We start from the raw sequence: 17944 nt of genomic DNA on the forward strand, positions 1-17944 counted from the left end.
AATTTCTGGGGCTCTCGATGAACGACCACGTTGCGGAAGAAGGGAATTGGGCGCGGATCCAACGTGTTGCCCTGGCGCTCCTCTTGGCGAGCCCCATGGCCGTGGGGTTCGGCTGGACCCTGCGGCTCTGGTAAGCAGCGCCTCATCCGCTCATGCCCGCAGGTCGTGGAACAGGTAGTAGCCGGTCAGCCGCTAGGGGCCGGCAATCACTCAGGGCAAGCGGACGCGAGCGAAGACAGAAGGCGTGCGGTAGAGCATCATGCCGTGCTGTCGCGGATTGGGCGTTATGGAGCGTCTCCAGTGCCCGCGAGCTGATCAATCCTCTTGATGCAAATTAGCCCGCATGAGATTATAAATATCTCGGACGCCCGATGAGACGATAACGTACACTCGCCTCGTCCCGCGCCCCTGCTTTCGGTCGGTAACTTGACCAGTGGCGGGAGGTTGCAATGGCTGTTCCAGTAGATCTGGCATCTTCAGACACAAATCCCGCTCGAAAACAGCCTGCGCTCTTGCATCACCTGCCATGATCCGGCACGGACGGGACGTCCTGTGGCGCGAAAACGGAGGGAGATGACCATGAAGAGGTCCCTACTCACCCTGTCGCTCCTAGCCGCCCTGGCCGGAGCGGCCGTTTCGATGCCCGCAAGCGTGTCCGCAGGGCCCACCGAAGACGTCCAGGCCGCCATGCAGAGCCTGAAGACAAAGGCTGCCGCCCTCGGGGCCCCGAGCGTGAAGGGTGAGGACACGATCGCCGGGAAGACCGTCCCGGTCCTCTATTTCGGCCAGACCAAGGTGAACGGCGACTTCTCCCTGGTCGACAGCGTGCAGAAGGAGGTCGGCGGGACCGCAACCCTGTTCGTGAAGAGCGGCAGTGAGTTCGTCCGCGTCTCGACGAACGTGAAGAAGGATGATGGCTCGCGCGCCGTCGGCACAGTCCTCGATCCGAAGGGGAAAGCCTTCGCGGCAATCACGAAGGGCGACGCCTACTTCGGCGAGGCCGACATCCTGGGCAAACCCTACACCACGGGCTACGAGCCGATCCGGGACGCTGGCCAGGGCGTCATCGGGATCTACTACGTCGGATACCCGAAGAAGTAGGGCATGGCCTCACGATGGGCTTGGTGAGCTAGGCCGTAACGCAGCGGAGCGTTCCGCTAGGGCTTGCCCCAGTGGACCGTTCCGGGCCCGGCGTTTCCCTGTTCCACAGAAGCGGATCAGCCCCCTGGTCCGAGCGCGCGACATCCGAGACCCTAAAGGAACGGCAGGGCTCGTCGTCAGGCCACGTTCAGAGGCGCTCTAGAACCCGAATGACGGTCTGCGCGTGCCACCGGCCGCCAGCCGGCGTCGCGACCTCGCGCCGGTTTAGTTCCGCGGCCATGCCGCGCGCCGACAGCCCGGCCGCCTTCAGCTCGGATACGACCGGCGCGAGCGCCTGCGCCCGCTCGATGGCCTCCGCCTTGTAGGCCGGCGCGAGGTTCTCCGCCCCGTTGCGACCGAGGCGCTTGCCGCGGGCCTTGGCGGCCTGCAGCGCCGCTTTCGTGCGGGCCGAAATCAGCCGCCGCTCCTTCTCGGCCAGCGCCGCGTAGATGTGGAGCATGAACGGGTCGGCATCGGCGCCGAGTTCGGCCACGATGAAGGGCACGCGCTGGCTCATCAGCGTGGCGATGAACGCCACGTCGCGCGAGAGCCGGTCGAGCTTCGCCACCAGCACCGGGCACTTCTTCCGCTTGGCATCAGCCAGCGCCGCGGCGAGTTCCGGCCGTCGATCGAGCGCGTCTGCGCCCTTGCCGGTCTCCACCTCGATCTTCGTGGCGACGATCTCGAAGCCCTCGGCCTCACAAAACCGAGCGCAGGCAGACCAACGTTTGCGGAGGCGGAGAACGCCTCCAGAACCGAGCCCGCTGACACGAGATACCGCAATCAGTCGCGCCAGCCCTGACTTCCAACATTCCCGTGGCAGATCAGGCACTTGAACCTGTCCTGCTTCGTGAACACCTCACCCCCCATACATACCTTGTTAAGGTTGACGGTCTGAGCGAGGCGGGACGGTAGGATGAAGCGGAAGCGCAACCCCAAGCCCCGAGCGGCGGGCCCGAAGATCGATCGCCGCCGCCGCGCACCCTGTGCCGCCCTCGATGCCTCGGACCGGCGAGATCTGCGCGCAGCCTTCGCTCACGGCCAGAGGATCGACCGGGCGCCCACCTGCACCATCGACTTCCACCCGGCCTACATGGATCAGTATCCGGTGGGCGAACTGTCGGTCTGGTTCAAGGACGAGCTGCGCAACCGCATCACGACATGGCTCCGGCGCCGGGGCGTCGGCTGGTACGCCATCTGGGTGCGCGAGAACTACGCCGGCAACCGCCGCGAGCACCTCCACCTCCTGATCCATTGCCCGATCGCTCTCCGGGCCGACCTCGAAGCCGCGATCCGCCGCTGGTACCCGGGCCGCCCCGAGATGGTGAAGCTCGGCCAAGTCACCTGGAGGAAGGATCCGAGGACCAGCTACATGACCTGCGTCGGCCTCGAATACCGCCTCAAGCAGATGACCGCCCGCGCCTGGGGTCCGCCGCGGCCAGGACGCCCCCGTCGCGAAATCAAGAACCGCCACGACGGCGCGCCCGTCGCACCTGTGCTCGGGTCTCGCTACGGCATCAGCACCACCCTCAACCAGAAGGCACGCGACGAGTGGGCGACGGCTCGGCTGATCTTCGAGATAGAACAGCGTCGGGCTCACCACGATCTCGCAGAACAGGCTGCATAGGCCCTGCGGCTCGGCGTAACGGAGGGCATGACACCCCATGAGCCCTACGGATCACGTGCCGGGGGAGTTCGAGGCCGGCTGGCAGTGGGCCAAGCGAGCGAACTTCTTTCTCGAAGCGCTCTCGGCCGCCGAGTTCCACTGGTTCTTTGTGCAGGGCATGGAGGCACTGCGCGCTGGGCTCTACCTGCCCGGTGTCTCGGCGCTCCTCAACGGCATCGAGGCCAGCCTGCGCGTCACGATGCGTCAGGTCACGCCTGATCCGGCTGCTACGGACGGCGAGTTCGTCCTCTCTCCTTACAAGGTTCTGAGCAACGTACTCGTCGCAACGGCGCGCGATGCCGGCCTACCAGTCGAGGCGCTCGCCTTTCCGGGAGAGACGAACCTTTTTGACAAGCTGAGCACACCCAAGCAGTCCCGCGTCGACGTGGAGGTCGTCCGTCTGCGCAACGACATCTGCCACGGCAACATCCTTTCCTTCGTCCAATCGACTGACGAGGAGGTTATGTTTTTCACGCCAAAGTGCCTGCGCAGTACCGCCGCCGACCTGCTCAGTGTCTCTTTTACATGGTCCAAAGCGCTCGGTGACTTCCGGCGGGCGAAGGGCCTCCCGCACTACTGCCCAACCCCGCCCATCCCATCGAGCCCATTCGTTCTCCCCTAAACAGACCGCCGCAGCACGCACAGTTCGAACTTGATGCAGGGCTCAGCCGGGGGCGAAACGCTCCTAGGAAGACGCCGGCGCCCACCACAGCGCATCGCTACGCGGCCTCGCTCGCGCCCGCCTCGCGGCTCCAAGCCGCGATCATCTCGTCCAGGGCAGCCTTTCCGAAGACCCGTGCGTCCCCGAACGTCTCATACGTGCCCGGCGGCTCCCGGACGATCTGGCCGCCCTGCCGGATGGCCCAATGATACCGTCCGCGCAGGGCGCGCCGGGTGTAGATGTTGAGCGTGAAGGGGTGTTGTACCGAGATGGTACTCTTGGCGGGCTATTTCGCCCTTCGCTGCTCGATCTCGGCTCGTGTCTCGTCCCGACCTGCACGCACATCCTCGACCCGCTCGGGCGGCCAGACGGATGCGGCGACCGTTAGGCACGCATCGAGCGCCTTGACTGCCTCTTCCAGCCGCGCCGTGCCTGCATCCCGCGCCCCGAGCGCTGCGAGCGCGGCGCCGAGGTTCATCTGGGTCCCCGCCCAGTTGAGCGGCACCCGCTCGCGCGTTCGCTCCTCCAGGGCAGCGCGATAGGCCGCCACCGCCTCCTCCAACCGGGCCGTCCCGCTCTCCCGCTCCCCAAGCGCTTGGAGCGCGTTGCCGAGGTTGTTCTGCGTCATTGCCCAGTCCAGCGGCACCCGCTCCCGCGTCTCTTCCTCCAGCGCGGCGCGGTAGGCCGCCACCGCCTCCTCCAACCGGGCCGTCCCGCTCTCCCGCTCCCCAAGCGCTTGGAGCGCGTTGCCGAGGTTCATCTGGGTCGCCGCCCATTGCAGCGGCATCCGCTCCCGCGTTCGCTCCTCCAGCGCGGCGCGGTAGGCCGCCACCGCCTCCTCCAACCGGGCCGTCCCGCTCTCCCGCTCCCCAAGCCTTACGAGCGCGTTGCCGAGGTTGCTCTGGGCCATCGCCCAGTCCAGCGGCACCCGCTCCCGCGTTCGTTCCTCCAGGGCAGCGCGATAGGCCGCCACCGCCTCCTCTAACCGGACCGTCCCGCTCTCCCGCTCCCCAAGCCTTAGGAGCGCGTTGCCGAGGTTCATCTGGGTCGCCGCCCATTGCAGCGGCACTCGCTCGCGCGTCTCTTCCTCCAGGGCGGCGCGATAGACCGCGACCCCCTCCTCCAGCCGCGCCGTGCCGCTCTCCCGCTCCCCAAGCGCCTGGAGCGCGTTGCCGAGGTTGTTCTGCGTCTTTGCCCATAGCAATGGCACTCGCTCGCGCGTTCGCTCCTCCAGGGCAGCGCGATAGGCCGTCACTGCCTCCTCCAACCGGGCCGTCCCGCTCTCCCGCTCCCCGAGTTGACCGAGTGCGTTACCAAGAAGGGTCAGAGCGAGGCCGCACTCGTCGGCCTTGCGGGCCGTGGCCGCCATCCGCCGCGCGAGTTCCACCGCGACTGAGAGCGAGAAGTTGATCCCCTTCTCGGCGCCGTCCGCCTGGAACTCGTTGTAACGCGCCCTGAACTCCGGAAGCCATGCGGGTCGGTCGGCCGAATGCCCAGCGGCCACGATCTGCTCGATGCGCTTGGCGACCGCGACCGCGTCGCGACGCAGGGTGTCGACCTTCACCCCCTCCTCAAGCAGCACGACCTGCGATTGCCGGTGCTTTGCCTCCAGTTCGGCGAGCGCCTCGTCGACGGTTCTTGCTCCCCCGTCCAGATCATCGTTGCGCACCTTCTCAGCGACCTGCGCCAGCACCGCGTTGACGAACGCGTCCTCGCTTGTGCCCCGCTCGCCTCGTGCGATGACATCGAGCGCGACCTCGACGGCGCGTTCCAGCTCCGTCACCGCCTGCTCGAAATCGGACACATCGGGTTTCAGGCGAACAGCGAGGCCGATGATGGTCCGCCGTTGAAGGCCAGCCGCTTCGGAGGCCGCCAGTAGCCCCCGGGCCTCCAAGACCGCGACCAGCTGCTCGGGGGAAGGACCAACCGTGACGCCGCTGATGTTGATGTCGCGCGCGTGGACGTTGTCGAGTTGCACGCCGATGCTGGACATGGCGGCGCTCATCCATCCTGAGCCGACACTCGCCGTTTGATCTCGGCTTGTGCCTTGTCCCGATCTGCGCGCACCTTCCCGACCCGCTCGGGCAGCCACACCAACGCGGCGACCATCAGGCATGCATCGAAGGCCGCGACCGCCTCCTCCAGGCGGTCAGTCCGGCTCTCCCGCTCCCCGAGCGCCGCGAGCGCGCTGCCGAGGTTCATCTGGGTCCCCGCCCAGTTGAGCGGCACCCGCTCGCGCGTCTCTTCCTCCAGCGCGGCGCGGTAGGCCGCCACCGCCTCCTCCAGCCGCGCCGTGTCGTTCTCTCGCTCCCCGAGCATCTGGAGCGCGGCGCCGAGGTTCATCTGGGTCCCCGCCCAGTTGAGCGGCACCCGCTCGCGCGTTCGCTCCTCCAGGGCAGCGCGGAAGGCCGCGACTGCCTCCTCCAGGTGCGCCGTGCTGCTCTCCCGCCCCCCGAGCGCCGCGAGTGCAGCGCCGAGGTTCATCTGGGTCCCCGCCCAGTCGAGCGGCACCTGCTCACGCGTCCGCTCCTCCAGCGCGGCGCGGAAGGCCGCGACTGCCTCCTCCAGGTGCGCCGTGTCGTTCTCCCGCTCCCCCTGCCTCACGAGCGCGCCGCCGAGGTTGTGCTGGGTCCTCGCCCACTCGAGCGGCGACCGCTTGCGTGTCTGCTCCTCCAGGGCGGCGCGGAAGGCCGCGACCGCCTCCTTCAACCGGGCCGGGTCGCTCTCCCGCTCCCCGAGCACTTGGAGCGCACCGCCGAGGTTGGTCTGGATCGTCGCCCAGCTGAGCGGCGACCGCTTGCGTGTCTGCTCCTCCAGCGCGGCGCGAAAGACGGCGACCGCCTCCTCCAGCCGCGTCGTGCTGCTCTCCCACCCCCCAAGGGTCGCGAGCGCACTGCCGAGGCGGTTCAGGGCGAGGCCGCGCTCGTCGGCATCGCGGGCCGTAGCTGCCATTCGCCGCGCGAGTTCAATCGCGACCAGGAGCGAGAAGTTGATCCCCTTCTCGGCGCCGTCCGCCCAACACGCGTCGTAACGCGCCCCGAACTCCGGGTGCCATGCGGGCCGGCCGGTCTGATGGCTGGCGGCTACGATCTGCTCGATGCGCTTGGCGACCGCGACCGCGTCGCGACGCAGGGTGTCGACCTTCACCCCTTCTTCGAGCAGCGCGATCTGCGACTGGCGGTACTGGGCCTGCCTCTCCACTTCTTCCGCTTCGAGTTTCGCGAGCGCCTCGTCGACGGTGCGCGCGCCCCCGTCCAGATCATCGTTTCGGACCCTCTCGGCGACCTGTGTCAGCACCGCATTGACGAAGGCGCCCTCGTTCGTGCCCCGCTCGCCGCGCGCGATGAGGTCGAGAGCGATATCGACGGCGCGTTCCAGCTCCGTCACCGCCTGATCGAAGTCGGACACATCGGGTTTCAGATCCCGGGCGAGGCGAATGATCATTCGCCTTTGAAGGCCGGCTAACTCGAACCCGACGAGTACCTCGCTGGTCTCCAAAACCCCCACAATTTTCTCGATGATCTCGTCAGCCGTCGCGCCGACATGAATGTCATGGATGTTGATCGTTTGCGCGATGACATCACGGAGATTGACGCCGGAGAGGTCCATAGCGGCGCTCATTCATCCTTGACTGGTTCATCCTTGGCTGGGTTGTTTGGCGGCACGCCCGCGCGCACGCCTTTGATCTCGATATCGCCACTGAAGGTGCCCTTCTCCACCTTCACGCCCGTTCCGGCCGCAGCAATGTCGGACAGGCGCAGGTTTGCGGCCGAGACCTCTTTCAGATCGACGCCGATGGCGAGTGCGGCGGCCGGCGCATGCTGCTGGACGAGTTCGATCAGGCTGCGGGCCGCCGCCGCCAACTCCGCGTCCTGCCCAGCGCCGGAAGCCGTCAGATCCTCCTCGATCACGGCGCGTCGGTTCTTTGAAGCAGGGGCCTGCTCGATCTGCTCGACCGGAACCTTCGGGTACCGCGTCTTGATCAGGTCCTTCAGGGCTGCGTAGGCGTCCCTGACCACGGCACCGACCACCTCCTTACCGACGACGGCCGCGGCGCCGAGCGCAAGGCTGAGTGCGATGGCGCTGATGGGCTCCATGGGCCGGCTCCGTCACATCGGGTCCCGTCGCCGAAACTACCGTTTCCCTCCCCTCCATGTCGCGCTGGGGTGGATATCGGACCGAGCCTTGATGGGTGTCGGGATCTGCTTCTTGCCCCTCCTGGGCCATTAGTTTACATAACTCTCAACGAACGGAGAGTTTCGCGTAAATGGCGTCCGGCACCTTCGTCGCCTACTACCGGGTGTCGACCGCCAAGCAGGGCGCCTCGGGCCTCGGCCTCGCCGCGCAGCAGGCCGCCGTCCGCGATTACCTCAACGGCGGCTCCTGGCGGCTCGCCGCCGAGTTCACCGAGATCGAGAGCGGAAAGCGCGACGACCGCCCTGAGCTGCAGAAGGCCATCGATGCCTGCCGCCTCTACGGTGCCCGTCTCGTCATCGCGAAACTCGACCGCCTCTCGCGTGACATCCACTTCCTGACCGGCCTGGAGCGCGCCGGCATCCAGTTCGTGGCCGCCGACATGCCGGAAGCCAACGAGACGCTCGTTCACATGATGGCCGTGATCGCTCAGGCCGAGCGCAAGATGATCAGCAAGCGGACCAAGGATGCCCTGGCCGCCAAGAAGGCGTTCTACGCGAAGCTGAGCGACGAGGATCGAGCCAAACTCCAGAAGCAGGGCGCGGCCACGCACTTAGGCGGCTTCCGCGGCTTCGTGCCGACCGACGAGCACCGCCGAGCGGCTGTCGAGGTCCGTCAGAAGCGCGCAGAAGCCCGCACAGGCCAATTGGCGCCTGTTCTCGCTCAGCTCCAGGCCGAAGGCGTCACGAGCGCCAACGGCCTCGCCAGGGCCCTCACAGAGCGCGGCATTCCAACGGCGCGCGGCGGCTCGAAATGGACCGCCGTGCAGGTCCAGCGGGTTCTCGCCCGCTCGGAGCCGCCGGAACTGAATGCCGCGCGACCGAGCCCGAAGCTCTCTCAATCCGCCAAGGAGGTGTGAGATGACGACCAGCAAGCCGGGCAAGGCGGTGGCACAGCCGTACAAGCCGACGCCCGCAGAGACGGCCGCCCTCGCTCGCCACAGAGATCGTTCTGAGCGGCGCCCGCCCGCCCGCATCAAGGTTGCCAAGGGAGCGACCGGAGCCTCCACCCGACCGGATCACCCCGATCTCGGGATGGGCACGCTCAACCTCATGAACGCCCTCGGCACCGCCAGCCTCCCCTTCATGGACGGGCTGCTGAGGCAGATCACGAACGTCGCCAGCCACGGCCAGGAGCCCGACGAGGCCGGCATCAACTTCGTGCTCTCCGTCGTGAACGGGATCGAGCCGCGCGACGAGATCGAGGCCATGCTCGCCACCCAGATGGCGGCGGTCCACCTCGCGACGATGACGTTCGCGAGGCGGCTCGCCCACGTCGACAACATCCCCCAGCAGGACAGCGCCGAGCGCGCCTTCAACAAGCTGGCCCGGACCTTCACGACCCAGGTCGAAGCCCTCAAGCGCTACCGCAGCACTGGTCAGCAGACGGTCCGGGTCGAGCGCGTCACGGTCGAGGCCGGCGGGCAGGCGATTGTCGGCGCGGTCAACGCACCTGCCGGCGGGGGTAGGGGCTGCGATGAAAACTGACGGCAACCCTATGCAAAGCCCCATGGCGATGCACCTCAGCCCCCGATGCGGAGCCAGAACGCGAAGCGGCAGCCCGTGCTGCTCGCCGGCCATGCCGAATGGTCGGTGCCGCATGCATGGCGGCAGTTCGCCTGGAGCGCCAAAGGGCGAGGCGAACGGCATGTTCAAGCATGGTCGCTATACCGCCGAGGCCGTCGCGCAGCGGCGCGAGCTGAACGCCTGGATCCGGGTAATGCGGTGGTCGGCCGAAGAGGTCGCTTAGGGCACAAAAGCGCTCAACAGCAGGCAGTATCCTATGCCTTAGGTGTGAGCGGCGACTTCCGGCGCCGCTGGCCAAGACCGAGAGCCCGAGCCAGTTCGGAGCGCCGGGCTGAGTAATTCGGGGCCGTCGCGGGGTAGTCCACCGGCAGGCCGTAGCGAGCGCGATACTCCTGCATGCTGAGCCCCTGCCGATTGAGATGGCGCTTGAGGGCCTTGTAGGGCTTGCCATCGATGAAGCTGATCAACGCGTCCGGTGTGATCGAGTTCTTGATCTGAGCCGGCGTGGGCTTCTCGATGCCGGCGGGTTCAGACGTCTTGCCCAGCCTCAACAACGCAGCATGAACGGTGGTGATCAGATCTGGCAGGTGAGCGACCCAAACGAAACTCTTCGAGACGTAGGCCGATACGATCTGAGCAGTGACTTCGGCATAGATTGTCCGCGGCACTTCGGTATTATCTTCCACGGCTTCCCTCCCGATCACGCATTGATCGGCCAGAGCCTCAACGCGATTACGGTCGGATCGCAATCATTCTTTGGGAGAAATCACCTGCTATTCCGGTGAGGACTGGATTGGCTCTGCGGAGTACGGTTCTCTACTGCGTGTCAGCGCAACTCGGTGCTCAGACGCGCCCAGCGGCGTGCCCTGACAGTCTTCTCTGATCGCAAGAGAAGGGGCATCATCGCGCATCCGGGGGCGAGCATGGACGTGATCAACATGGACGTGGTGGTCACCCCGGTCGGGTCGGCTAAATCGGCCGGCGGCACGTGGCGCCTGGAGGACCGGCTCGGGCGCGTCCTCGGTGCGATCCGGCAGATCCCGTGGACGAGCGAGTTCTCCATCGTGTCGGAGCCGGGTAGCCGGCTCTACGGCGTGCCCGCCCTCCACCCCTCCCTCGACGACGCCATGTGGGCCATCGAGAAGCGCCTCGGTGGCGCCTGCGAACTCGTCAGCGGCCCGGAGCGCTGAACCGATGCCTCCTCTTCCCCTGCTCGCAGAGCCCCTTTCCGAGCCCCTGAACGCCTGCCACCGACAAAGGCTGGTCGCTTCCTCTCTGGTTCGAGGGTCCTTCCCAGCACCCCGGCAGCCCCGGGCCCGCACGAGTCCGAGGTCTAGCTAGCGCCAGAGATCCGTAGGGGAGTTCCGCATCAGGATTGCTGGCCGCGTACCGGACAGCACGGTGAGAAGACGATGCAGCGATCAGCCCTTAGGCTGCCGGCCGCTTCAGCGCCCAGGAAGGCGAACATGGCTCACCAGTTCCACCTCGGCCAACTCGTGCGGCGCGCAGGCCAGATCGGGGCACCAGCCCGACGCGAGGTCTACGAGATCGTGAGCGTCGTGCCTGACGAGACCGGCGCGCCTCGCTACCGGATCAAGGGCATCGGACCGGAGACGCACGAGGTGAGCGAGCGAGAGCTTGTCGCGGCCTCGCGTGCCCTGGCGACCGCCACAAAGACGCTCACGGCCTAAACGTCCCCTGTAGGGCCAACCCGACTACGACCGGCGATGACGTGCCAGGGCAGGCAACATGATCAGGCGCAGCCCGTATCGACAGGCGTATGGTTCCGGCGAATGCGGCCTCTGCGCGATTGTCGCCGCCGTGGACACCGTCTGCCACAACATCGATGAGGAGACAGCGGGCCCGTTCCTGTCGGCCCTTGCGCAGGCACTTCCGGCTGAGACGGCGGCCGAGTTAGCGCGCATCTTGTACGAGCAAGGGACAGAGCGGCCTGAGATGGAACCCATGCTCGTGGCGGCTCAGGCGTGGACGCACGCACGCACGCGGCTGGCGTGCTTGGAGGTGGGAAGGCGCGCATCCGCAAGCCGGTGAGACAGCGGAGCAGTTTTGGGATCGTCTGAGCGAGGTTCTCAAGCGCCCCTATACGGCGGTGATCATCGGCTTGGGCGAGGACACGCAACCCGACACCCGCTACAGCGGCCATTGGACCTGCCCTGAACACATCACCGAGCACGAGGTCTATTTGCGCGACAGCGATGTATATCGCCGCATCCCGCGTGCTGACACGGGTATCCGGCCCGAGCCCCGCTGGGCCATCGAGGACTGCTACATTCTCAACCGCATAAGCTGACTATGGCCCGCCTTCAGAGCGGGCTATGGGGGCGTGCCTGCAGCCCGCTGCGGCTGCGATGCAGGGCCTGCGGCGGCCGGCGGCGAGCGAGATCGCACGTCAGCCGCACCGAACGAACTTCCGCCGGACGGCGCAGGTTGGCTCTGTAATCTCCTGTGCGTGCGGAAATTTCGATGCGCCTTACCACTCTGCCGGGCCTTGCTGTCTTGCTGGCCCCAACCCTGATCGGCCAAGCCTTTGCTCAAGAGCCGGCGGCCAGACAGGACGTCCCGGCCACTACTGGAACCATCTTTCAGTCCCAGCCGAGTACGAGCGGCCACGGTCGAAGCGTGGTCGTCGTGCCGGGTGGCTCAGGCGCGGAGCAACCCACGACCAACCCCACCGCTGGCGCCAAACCGAGCGGCTCAGTTCAAGCTGCACCGAACAGCCGCGCCAGTGGGGACGGTGCTCACTGACGCGATTGAGGCCAGACAAGCCGCACGGGCTTTTGCGTTGGTTCGTTCGCCCGAACAGCGGCATGCGATCACGATACAGCGCCAGCCCTCCGCGACGGACCCGCACCAGAATTCGGAGAGGCCGCTAAGCGAGCCCGACCCTGCCCTCCGGCAGCTTCTTTCGGCCGTTCTGAAGTCCGTTGACGGTCCTTTCCTAGAACCTCTGTATTCGTGGGGGTCACGAATTTAACCCCTCCCCCTGGAGACGTGGCACGCCGAGCAAGGCGCATCCATGCCTGCCATTCCCGGCTGATGATCGTGACGACGTTGGGCAGGTTCCTCCAGGCGGAGGATCGGCGCTCCGTGATGGTCACGAGGCCGAGATCTCGGGCCCGGCGCAGCGTCGCCTTCACGGTGGACTTGGACACGCCCGCGAGCGCCGCGATGTGCTCGTGCGTCAGCCGACAGTCGCCGCGCTTCACAGCCTCGACCGTGACCACGGCGAGCACGGCAGCTTCGGCGAGGGTGAACTGGCTGGCGATTTGCGGCGGGAGGCGCCCAGAGGCCGCCCAGCGGCGGCGGCGTTCCATTGAGGCGTCCGAGCGCGGGCGCGAGCCTAGGGGCTTCCTAGAGGCTCCCAGAGCCTTCCGAGGTGCCTTCCGGGCCTCGATCAGCGCAGACAGTTCCTCGGCCTCGGCCTCCCTCACGGCCCCGGCAGCAAATCCTTTCCATAGGACCGCCGACAATTCGGGCAGCTGGTCGCGCGGCGCAGCCTCAATGGCCTGCCGCAACTCGAATGCGAGCATGCGTCATCCTTCGGGTCGGTTGGACCCATCGCGGGGACGCGGACGCATGCGGGCAAAGCTCCGCCGTTGCTGAAATCGGTCGATTTCAGCTTGACGAGAGGCCGAGCTTTCGGGGAAGATCGCTTTGCAACAGACGACTTCCCGGTGCTTCGGCCCCGGCATGTGACCCGCCCTCGTGGCGGGTTTCGTGTTTCTAGGCTCCTGACTCGCCGCACGGTGCGGTGGATCTCATTGGTCTAGCTTCCGAGCCTCCCTGTCAATTTCCGACCGGTCGAACGCCGGTCATACGGGGGTCGTCCGCCCTACTCCGCAGAGCCGTCATAGGGCGGCCGCTGCGAACCTGTTTCGGGCCATACGAGGAACGTCCCCCGGACGGCCGGTCGAATTAGTCACTTCGCCTCCACGGCCGTCTCGCCCCTCAGAACATGCGGTCGCTGCTGCGCCTCAGCCGTTCGATCGAAGCCAAGCCGTCCTGTCTGGCCCGCTCCTCAGAGTCGTGCATTCGGTCGGAACGCTGAGCCATTTTTCCGTGCAGGCGGATCGACCATTGCCATTTGCCGGGCTTGCTGGGGACCGGCTGCACATCGAGGCTGTACGGGTGCAGGTCGCGATCGGCCTCACTCATCTGCGCGTCACCCTGCCCGTCGAAACGGCCACCATCCACGGCGCGCCTTCGCGTTCATGAGCTCGCTGATTTGCCGCTGATGCGCTTCCGCGATGCCGGCCCAACGGTCCCGGTCCTGGCGCAGCTCATCGGCGCGTTGCCGAGCATCTTCAGTCACATGCGCGACGTGCTTGCGTTCCACTTCGAGCAGGGCCTGAAGGACGTCGACTTGGGCCGCACGGATCCGCTCGATTTCCAAGGCCGCCCGCGCCTCATCCATGCCGTTTCGAGCCTTCTCCAGATCCTCCTCAAGGCGGGCGATCTGGCCGCGCAGCAGGGCGACGACTGTGAGAGCGTCCTCCTGATCGTCCTCCGGTTGTTCGGGGTCCGACCGGTCGTCCGTCCGGGGTTCGACCGGGGGACGCGGCGTCTCGAGGAATTCGATCGGCACGTACACCCGGGCCCGGCCGTCCTCATTCGAGATCGTCCGGCGCCAACGCCGACGCTTCGCAAATTGGCGAGCGGCCTCCTCTGACCGGCCGAGAAATTCGGCGAGTTCGGGGTATGTCATCAGGCGGTCGGACATCGTTCGGCCTCGACTCCCATCCGGGGAACGACCGGCGGTCGACCGACCGGGCAGACGGGGACATACGGTCGAACGCGGATGTTTAATGGCCGGTAAACAGAGTGCCCCGATGATCGAACCGACCGCCCGGCATTTCTCCGCATCTTGGACCGCCGTCGAGCCTCAGGAGGCGTTCCAGCGCCGGCCGCGCAGTGTAGGCGAGGCGTCAAGCGCCGCGGTACCCCTCTTTCCTCTCGCTAGGACGAGAGCGGTCGCGATCGACGTCATCGAAGGCGCTATGCCCTGGGTCGCCCTGGTCACCGGGTTCAGTAGCTCCGGGCGAGCTCGCACCTTCCCCTCGGCGGCTAGGCGGCTTTTCCGGGTACGCGCGCGCTCCAGCTGCAGGCTGCAGCGGGTCATCATCAAGCTTGGGGTCGGTAACGCGACTCAAGGCGGTCTCCTGATGGGATGAGCTTCCAGGAGAGAAGGATCCGCCGTTCAGACTGTTCCTCAGCTGCCGGCCGAACCGGCACGGCCTCGAGCGCCGCTAAGCGCATGCAGGCCCTCTAGTGACGGTCCGGCCGTGATCGACCGACGCCTCCTTGATGCGGATCTTCGGCGCCGGGCTGCCGGTGATCACGGTCGCCCTAGCGTTCATCGGAAGAGTGAAGCGGACCACCGTTCCATCGCTCGCCTCGACCTCGACCTCCGTCAAAGCGGCTCGGCCAAAGAGATCAATGATCTGATCGGGCCCTGACGCAAACTCGCTAGGGCTGAACGCTGCGGTTGCTTCTTCCTCTGCCATGCCCCCTCACTGCCGCGTACCTGCTGAGCGCTACGCCACCGTCGCGCCGGCCCGGTGAAGTCGCCTCTCCTTCCGGGGGGTGCGCAGCAGGAACGCTTTAGTAGGCCTGCCGTTAAGAAAAATATAAGCACCGGTTTTATCTAGGGCGCGAACAACAAACCCAGGATAATCGATGAAGCGTGTCTTGCCCGTCTTGGCAGTTTTAGCCTCGCTCAGCTGTACCGTTGCTGCCCAGCCAGCCGCGACGACGACCGGAAGCCTCGGCGACGCCGTGGAAATTACCCCGCAGCAGCGGAGCGTCCTCAAGAGGTACACCGTCGCGCGGCACGCGACACCCGTGAGGCTCAGGGACCGGATCGTGGCTGGCGCGACGGTTCCGGACTTCGTGGCGTTCGAGCCGCTGCCAACCGCCATCATCAGCGAGAACCTGCGCCTGAAGGGCTACAGCTACTTCTACGCGGACACGGGCACCTACATCGTCGATCCCGCCTCGCGTCTGGTGATCACGTCGATCGACTGACGGGTTCGGTCGGAGCGTCCTCCGTCGGCGAGGCCCTGATCTCCTCGACCTCAGGCCCGATCTCCGCGTCTTCGCCCTCGATCTCCTCATCCTCATAGGGCTGGGTCGCAAGGTAGGCGGCCGCGGCCAGGGCAAACACACTGCCGCCCAGAGGCGCGCACAGGAGTGCGATCCAATCGCCCAAAGGCCAGAGCAGCAGGACAGTTGCTCCGCCGCCCAGGATGGCGGCGAGCATCAGCAGGATCATGGCCGCGGCTCAGACGGGTCTTTCAGCAATGAGCGACAGGTTGGCATGGAGTACGACCGCGCCGCGGCCGTCTCGCACTGCCACGCCCAGGTTCAGCCGGTCTCGGTTACCCAGCGCATCGGGCGTAATCTCGCAGAGGATGCCCATCGCCTCATCTCGGACGGCGTCGAGACCGAGAAGCTCCTGCCCGTCCGCGTCGAAGAGCTGCCGCTCACCGGCATTGATGATCGTATCGAAGTAGTACCGCACAGGTCGCCCCCCATTGCCAGCCGCATCAGCCTAATTCTGAGATGGGCTAAAGACTCTGTTAGGCATAGCCCGGCAGGGCTCGAATGTTTCCGCATGCCTAATAGCGGCAATTTGATGCAAATTGCTCGCACTGCGCGGTGAAAGCGTTAGGTGTTCTGACGGCAAGTAGCAACATCACAGAAACGTGAGGGGCAGCCGCTTCGTTGCTCTTCCGATGCAGCAAGAGGTGCTGCCATGAGCATGCATTCGAGTGGGCCGGATCGCTTGGAGACCCTGCTGGCCGGTCTTGCCCGCGAGACCTATGCCAGCGCCGCCCTCAAGCTCGCAGAGCAGTTCGAGGGTGGACTGAGCGAGACCGAAGCTCGGGTCTACGACGAGGCGCTGCTGCGGCTTGCGCGGGCCGAGAGGACCAAGGTGCGTGTCCACCTCTCCCAGCGCTTGGCTCCGGTCGAAGCCGGCCCGGTGCGCACTGTCACCGACCTCGCCTACGATCTCGATCCAGACATCGCCGCGCCCGTGCTGCGCCGGTCCGTGCTTCTGGAGGATGCGGATCTCGTCAGAATTGCGCAGACCCGCGGCCAGCGGCATCTCGGAGCCCTTGCGGAACGGCAGGCGGTCAGCGCGCCAGTGACGGACGTCGTGGTCGCTCGCGGCTCCTGGCCGGTCCTGCGCCAGCTCGCGGCCAATAGGACGGCAGAGCTGTCAGGGACCGGCTTGTCTCGCCTTGTGGCTCTCTCCCGGAGCGACGGTCACATTACGGTGGCGCTGACCAAGCGCAGTGACGTGCCCGCGGCAGCCAAGCGCGAGCTGCAGGCCCAGTTCAGGGACATGGCGACAGCCCAGCGCGCCTCGTTGCGCGGCGAGCACTCTGACATACGGCTCGACCGCGAAGTCCCGCATGCGGTGAGTGCCTCGCCAACATCGGCTCCCGTGAGGCAAGCGAGCACGGACCCCCTCTCGGCCGAGAGGCTGCGCTCGGCTGCCGTGCGGGTCGGCGTCTTGGCCCAATCGCGATCGCTCACCCGTGCTGAGGTGTCCGACGCTCTCGCGCGCGGGCGCTTGGCCGAGGCGGTCGTCATCATTGCGCGCCTCGCGGATGAGGAGCCGGAGACCTTCGTTCAGGCACTCAGAGGCTTGAGCCCGGTCAAGAACCTTGCCCTGCTGGTGATGCGCAGCGCCGACCTGAACTGGACCACGGTCGAGCGGCTATTGCGCGAGGTTGGGAGCGTAGCGGATCGCGAGGGCAAACTGCCGGCCCTGAACGTAGCAGGCCAGAGAGAGGCGTATGTCGGCCTATCGAGCCAAGCGGCGCAGCGCGCTCTGCAGGCCGTCCGGCTGCGCGCGGGCCTGACCGTGATCGCCGGCGGGCGATCTGCGGCGGATTGAGAGGTTGGAGTGGCGAGACCCTGCCAACACAGGTCACCGATCACAGGGTCTCGCCCAAGCAGCGGATGTCATTCGAGGCCGCTCCAAGGGCATCATCGCCGCGCCATGCTTAACCATTCGCAAACGAGGTCGGCTTGGCTGGGCGCTCACGACCTGTGGCGCTGTCTAAGTCGCGAGATGACGAGCCAGCCCGCCCTCAGGGCGAAGCGAGGCTCGACTGCACCAGCTCCACAGCACTCAATCGGCGCATCCGGCGCTTGACGCTTTCGCACCCGATCTGAGCCCGGGTGAGCGAAACGTATCTGGGTCGGGAGGACCAGGGGGCGATGTCGACAGCGGACTGGGAGGCGAGGCTGCGCGAGGTGAAGGACCGGATCGGCAAGGTCGAGTGGTCCGTGAAAGCGGAGACGACCGCCCTCCTGGCCCTGATGACGGCCGGGGCCGACACCACCGAGGCCAAGCAGCGGCTATGTCGCGCCCAGGGCGTTTTGGCGGACCTGCGCCGCCAGCAACGGACGCTCGAAACGATGAAGCAAGCCAAACCATGAGCTGGCCGCCCGCTACCGAACACGCGCTCACGGCACGCGCCGCTGGGCTGGGCCCTCGTTCCAATAGGGGTTGCTCCATCGGAACTGAGCCGAGCATTCCCGTCTCTGAAGCGGCTCGCTGTCTGGACTTTACGGAACCGGGCAGCCCACAGCGTGGCCACCTAATCGAGCTACGTAGCCGATCAAAATGATTGTCCCGGCGCGAGCGGCTACCCATCTCGGCGCCCATCATGACCGCTGACGAGTATCGCTCTGCCCTCAAGCAGTTGGACCTCACGCAGG

Annotated in this window: 21 protein-coding genes and 1 pseudogene; 12 read left to right on the forward strand and 10 right to left on the reverse strand. The window is 66.5% G+C overall.

The features are described from left to right. Window positions 1-579: 579 nt before the first annotated feature. Window positions 580-1101, forward strand: a complete 522-nt coding sequence (locus WDW90_RS27360) for a Cache 3/Cache 2 fusion domain-containing protein (protein WP_336490671.1) — start codon at window positions 580-582, stop codon at window positions 1099-1101. A gap of 187 nt (window positions 1102-1288) precedes the next feature. Here WDW90_RS27360 and WDW90_RS27365 read toward each other — a convergent pair whose 3' ends face one another. Beyond that, on the reverse strand, window positions 1289-1972 hold the full coding sequence (locus WDW90_RS27365; RefSeq protein WP_336490672.1) for a recombinase family protein: 684 nt from the start codon (window positions 1970-1972) through the stop codon (window positions 1289-1291). 84 nt (window positions 1973-2056) lie between these two features. Here WDW90_RS27365 and WDW90_RS27370 point away from each other — a divergent pair, with 84 nt between their 5' ends. Next, window positions 2057-2767: a hypothetical protein gene (locus WDW90_RS27370; RefSeq protein ID WP_336490673.1), complete on the forward strand. Its 711-nt coding sequence runs from the start codon at window positions 2057-2059 to the stop codon at window positions 2765-2767. Between the two features lie 37 nt (window positions 2768-2804). Then, window positions 2805-3428 (forward strand): hypothetical protein, encoded by a 624-nt coding sequence (locus WDW90_RS27375; protein WP_336490674.1) that lies wholly within the window; start codon window positions 2805-2807, stop codon window positions 3426-3428. Between the two features lie 325 nt (window positions 3429-3753). Here the strand turns inward: WDW90_RS27375 and WDW90_RS27380 are convergent, their stop codons facing one another. The 3 genes from WDW90_RS27380 to WDW90_RS27390 are packed head-to-tail and all read right to left on the reverse strand — an operon-like array spanning window position 3754 to window position 7564. Beyond that, complete coding sequence (locus WDW90_RS27380; RefSeq protein ID WP_336490675.1) at window positions 3754-5460, reverse strand: tetratricopeptide repeat protein; 1707 nt, start codon at window positions 5458-5460, stop codon at window positions 3754-3756. Window positions 5461-5468: 8 nt separating this feature from the next. Continuing rightward, window positions 5469-7076 carry a tetratricopeptide repeat protein gene (locus WDW90_RS27385; protein ID WP_336490676.1) on the reverse strand — a complete coding sequence of 536 codons (1608 nt, stop codon included), beginning with the start codon at window positions 7074-7076 and terminating at the stop codon, window positions 5469-5471. An 8-nt stretch (window positions 7077-7084) separates the two neighbouring features. Next, window positions 7085-7564 carry a hypothetical protein gene (locus WDW90_RS27390; protein WP_336490677.1) on the reverse strand — a complete coding sequence of 160 codons (480 nt, stop codon included), beginning with the start codon at window positions 7562-7564 and terminating at the stop codon, window positions 7085-7087. Window positions 7565-7734: 170 nt separating this feature from the next. On the opposite strand from WDW90_RS27390, the gene WDW90_RS27395 reads away from it, so the two are divergent. The 3 genes and pseudogenes from WDW90_RS27395 to WDW90_RS27405 form a co-directional block, all read left to right on the forward strand. Next, a complete protein-coding gene (locus WDW90_RS27395; RefSeq protein WP_336490678.1) occupies window positions 7735-8520 on the forward strand; it encodes a recombinase family protein in 786 nt (261 codons plus the stop codon). 1 nt (window position 8521) lies between these two features. After that, a complete protein-coding gene (locus WDW90_RS27400) occupies window positions 8522-9148 on the forward strand; it encodes a hypothetical protein (RefSeq protein WP_336490679.1) in 627 nt (208 codons plus the stop codon). A 28-nt stretch (window positions 9149-9176) separates the two neighbouring features. Next, window positions 9177-9278, forward strand: a pseudogene (locus WDW90_RS27405) (HGGxSTG domain-containing protein); the annotation flags it as partial. A gap of 163 nt (window positions 9279-9441) precedes the next feature. Here WDW90_RS27405 and WDW90_RS27410 read toward each other — a convergent pair. After that, the gene (locus WDW90_RS27410; RefSeq protein ID WP_336490680.1) at window positions 9442-9873 is read right to left on the reverse strand and encodes a Ros/MucR family transcriptional regulator; all 432 of its coding nucleotides are present in this window, start codon (window positions 9871-9873) and stop codon (window positions 9442-9444) included. 237 nt (window positions 9874-10110) lie between these two features. On the opposite strand from WDW90_RS27410, the gene WDW90_RS27415 reads away from it, so the two are divergent. The 3 genes from WDW90_RS27415 (at window position 10111) to WDW90_RS27425 (ending at window position 11498) form a co-directional block, all read left to right on the forward strand. Continuing rightward, the gene (locus tag WDW90_RS27415) at window positions 10111-10377 is read left to right on the forward strand and encodes a hypothetical protein (RefSeq protein ID WP_336490681.1); all 267 of its coding nucleotides are present in this window, start codon (window positions 10111-10113) and stop codon (window positions 10375-10377) included. A 276-nt stretch (window positions 10378-10653) separates the two neighbouring features. Then, window positions 10654-10878, forward strand: a complete 225-nt coding sequence (locus WDW90_RS27420; protein ID WP_336490682.1) for a hypothetical protein — start codon at window positions 10654-10656, stop codon at window positions 10876-10878. A 431-nt stretch (window positions 10879-11309) separates the two neighbouring features. After that, window positions 11310-11498, forward strand: coding sequence for a hypothetical protein (locus tag WDW90_RS27425; RefSeq protein WP_336490683.1), 189 nt, complete (start codon window positions 11310-11312; stop codon window positions 11496-11498). 1658 nt (window positions 11499-13156) lie between these two features. Here the strand turns inward: WDW90_RS27425 and WDW90_RS27430 are convergent. The 3 genes from WDW90_RS27430 to WDW90_RS27440 all read right to left on the reverse strand — a co-directional run bounded on the left by WDW90_RS27430 (window position 13157) and on the right by WDW90_RS27440 (window position 14712). Next, window positions 13157-13363, reverse strand: coding sequence for a hypothetical protein (locus WDW90_RS27430; protein WP_336490684.1), 207 nt, complete (start codon window positions 13361-13363; stop codon window positions 13157-13159). Window positions 13364-13370: 7 nt separating this feature from the next. After that, window positions 13371-13928 carry a hypothetical protein gene (locus WDW90_RS27435; RefSeq protein ID WP_336490685.1) on the reverse strand — a complete coding sequence of 186 codons (558 nt, stop codon included), beginning with the start codon at window positions 13926-13928 and terminating at the stop codon, window positions 13371-13373. 526 nt (window positions 13929-14454) lie between these two features. Next, window positions 14455-14712, reverse strand: coding sequence for a hypothetical protein (locus WDW90_RS27440; RefSeq protein ID WP_336490686.1), 258 nt, complete (start codon window positions 14710-14712; stop codon window positions 14455-14457). Between the two features lie 172 nt (window positions 14713-14884). On the opposite strand from WDW90_RS27440, the gene WDW90_RS27445 reads away from it, so the two are divergent. Beyond that, entirely contained in the window at window positions 14885-15232 is a 348-nt protein-coding gene (locus tag WDW90_RS27445) for a DUF1236 domain-containing protein (protein ID WP_336490687.1), read from the forward strand. Here WDW90_RS27445 and WDW90_RS27450 read toward each other — a convergent pair. Next, the gene (locus WDW90_RS27450; RefSeq protein WP_336490688.1) at window positions 15216-15479 is read right to left on the reverse strand and encodes a hypothetical protein; all 264 of its coding nucleotides are present in this window, start codon (window positions 15477-15479) and stop codon (window positions 15216-15218) included. The genes WDW90_RS27445 and WDW90_RS27450 overlap by 17 nt on opposite strands. 9 nt (window positions 15480-15488) lie before the next feature. Further along, window positions 15489-15728 carry a DUF6894 family protein gene (locus WDW90_RS27455; RefSeq protein ID WP_336490689.1) on the reverse strand — a complete coding sequence of 80 codons (240 nt, stop codon included), beginning with the start codon at window positions 15726-15728 and terminating at the stop codon, window positions 15489-15491. 234 nt (window positions 15729-15962) lie between these two features. On the opposite strand from WDW90_RS27455, the gene WDW90_RS27460 reads away from it, so the two are divergent. Together WDW90_RS27460 and WDW90_RS27465 are read left to right on the forward strand one after the other, a co-directional pair. Beyond that, window positions 15963-17114 carry a DUF2336 domain-containing protein gene (locus tag WDW90_RS27460; RefSeq protein ID WP_336490690.1) on the forward strand — a complete coding sequence of 384 codons (1152 nt, stop codon included), beginning with the start codon at window positions 15963-15965 and terminating at the stop codon, window positions 17112-17114. Window positions 17115-17440: 326 nt separating this feature from the next. Beyond that, window positions 17441-17662: a hypothetical protein gene (locus WDW90_RS27465; RefSeq protein ID WP_336490691.1), complete on the forward strand. Its 222-nt coding sequence runs from the start codon at window positions 17441-17443 to the stop codon at window positions 17660-17662. The last annotated feature ends 282 nt before the right edge of the window (window positions 17663-17944 follow it).

Origin of the sequence: Methylobacterium nigriterrae, from assembly GCF_037106235.1 — a bacterium.
Classification (GTDB): domain Bacteria; phylum Pseudomonadota; class Alphaproteobacteria; order Rhizobiales; family Beijerinckiaceae; genus Methylobacterium; species Methylobacterium nigriterrae.

What these genes read in the sequence shown, in the direction of transcription:
- WDW90_RS27360 (WP_336490671.1), top strand. Translation starts at nt 580, where the DNA reads ATGAAGAGGTCCCTACTCACCCTGTCGCTCCTAGCCGCCCTGGCCGGA.
- WDW90_RS27370 (WP_336490673.1), top strand. Translation starts at nt 2,057, where the DNA reads ATGAAGCGGAAGCGCAACCCCAAGCCCCGAGCGGCGGGCCCGAAGATC.
- WDW90_RS27375 (WP_336490674.1), top strand. Translation starts at nt 2,805, where the DNA reads ATGAGCCCTACGGATCACGTGCCGGGGGAGTTCGAGGCCGGCTGGCAG.
- WDW90_RS27380 (WP_336490675.1), bottom strand. Translation starts at nt 5,460, where the DNA reads ATGTCCAGCATCGGCGTGCAACTCGACAACGTCCACGCGCGCGACATC.
- WDW90_RS27385 (WP_336490676.1), bottom strand. Translation starts at nt 7,076, where the DNA reads ATGGACCTCTCCGGCGTCAATCTCCGTGATGTCATCGCGCAAACGATC.
- WDW90_RS27390 (WP_336490677.1), bottom strand. Translation starts at nt 7,564, where the DNA reads ATGGAGCCCATCAGCGCCATCGCACTCAGCCTTGCGCTCGGCGCCGCG.
- WDW90_RS27395 (WP_336490678.1), top strand. Translation starts at nt 7,735, where the DNA reads ATGGCGTCCGGCACCTTCGTCGCCTACTACCGGGTGTCGACCGCCAAG.
- WDW90_RS27400 (WP_336490679.1), top strand. Translation starts at nt 8,522, where the DNA reads ATGACGACCAGCAAGCCGGGCAAGGCGGTGGCACAGCCGTACAAGCCG.
- WDW90_RS27415 (WP_336490681.1), top strand. Translation starts at nt 10,111, where the DNA reads ATGGACGTGATCAACATGGACGTGGTGGTCACCCCGGTCGGGTCGGCT.
- WDW90_RS27420 (WP_336490682.1), top strand. Translation starts at nt 10,654, where the DNA reads ATGGCTCACCAGTTCCACCTCGGCCAACTCGTGCGGCGCGCAGGCCAG.
- WDW90_RS27430 (WP_336490684.1), bottom strand. Translation starts at nt 13,363, where the DNA reads ATGAGTGAGGCCGATCGCGACCTGCACCCGTACAGCCTCGATGTGCAG.
- WDW90_RS27435 (WP_336490685.1), bottom strand. Translation starts at nt 13,928, where the DNA reads ATGTCCGACCGCCTGATGACATACCCCGAACTCGCCGAATTTCTCGGC.
- WDW90_RS27440 (WP_336490686.1), bottom strand. Translation starts at nt 14,712, where the DNA reads ATGGCAGAGGAAGAAGCAACCGCAGCGTTCAGCCCTAGCGAGTTTGCG.
- WDW90_RS27445 (WP_336490687.1), top strand. Translation starts at nt 14,885, where the DNA reads ATGAAGCGTGTCTTGCCCGTCTTGGCAGTTTTAGCCTCGCTCAGCTGT.
- WDW90_RS27450 (WP_336490688.1), bottom strand. Translation starts at nt 15,479, where the DNA reads ATGATCCTGCTGATGCTCGCCGCCATCCTGGGCGGCGGAGCAACTGTC.
- WDW90_RS27460 (WP_336490690.1), top strand. Translation starts at nt 15,963, where the DNA reads ATGAGCATGCATTCGAGTGGGCCGGATCGCTTGGAGACCCTGCTGGCC.
- WDW90_RS27465 (WP_336490691.1), top strand. Translation starts at nt 17,441, where the DNA reads ATGTCGACAGCGGACTGGGAGGCGAGGCTGCGCGAGGTGAAGGACCGG.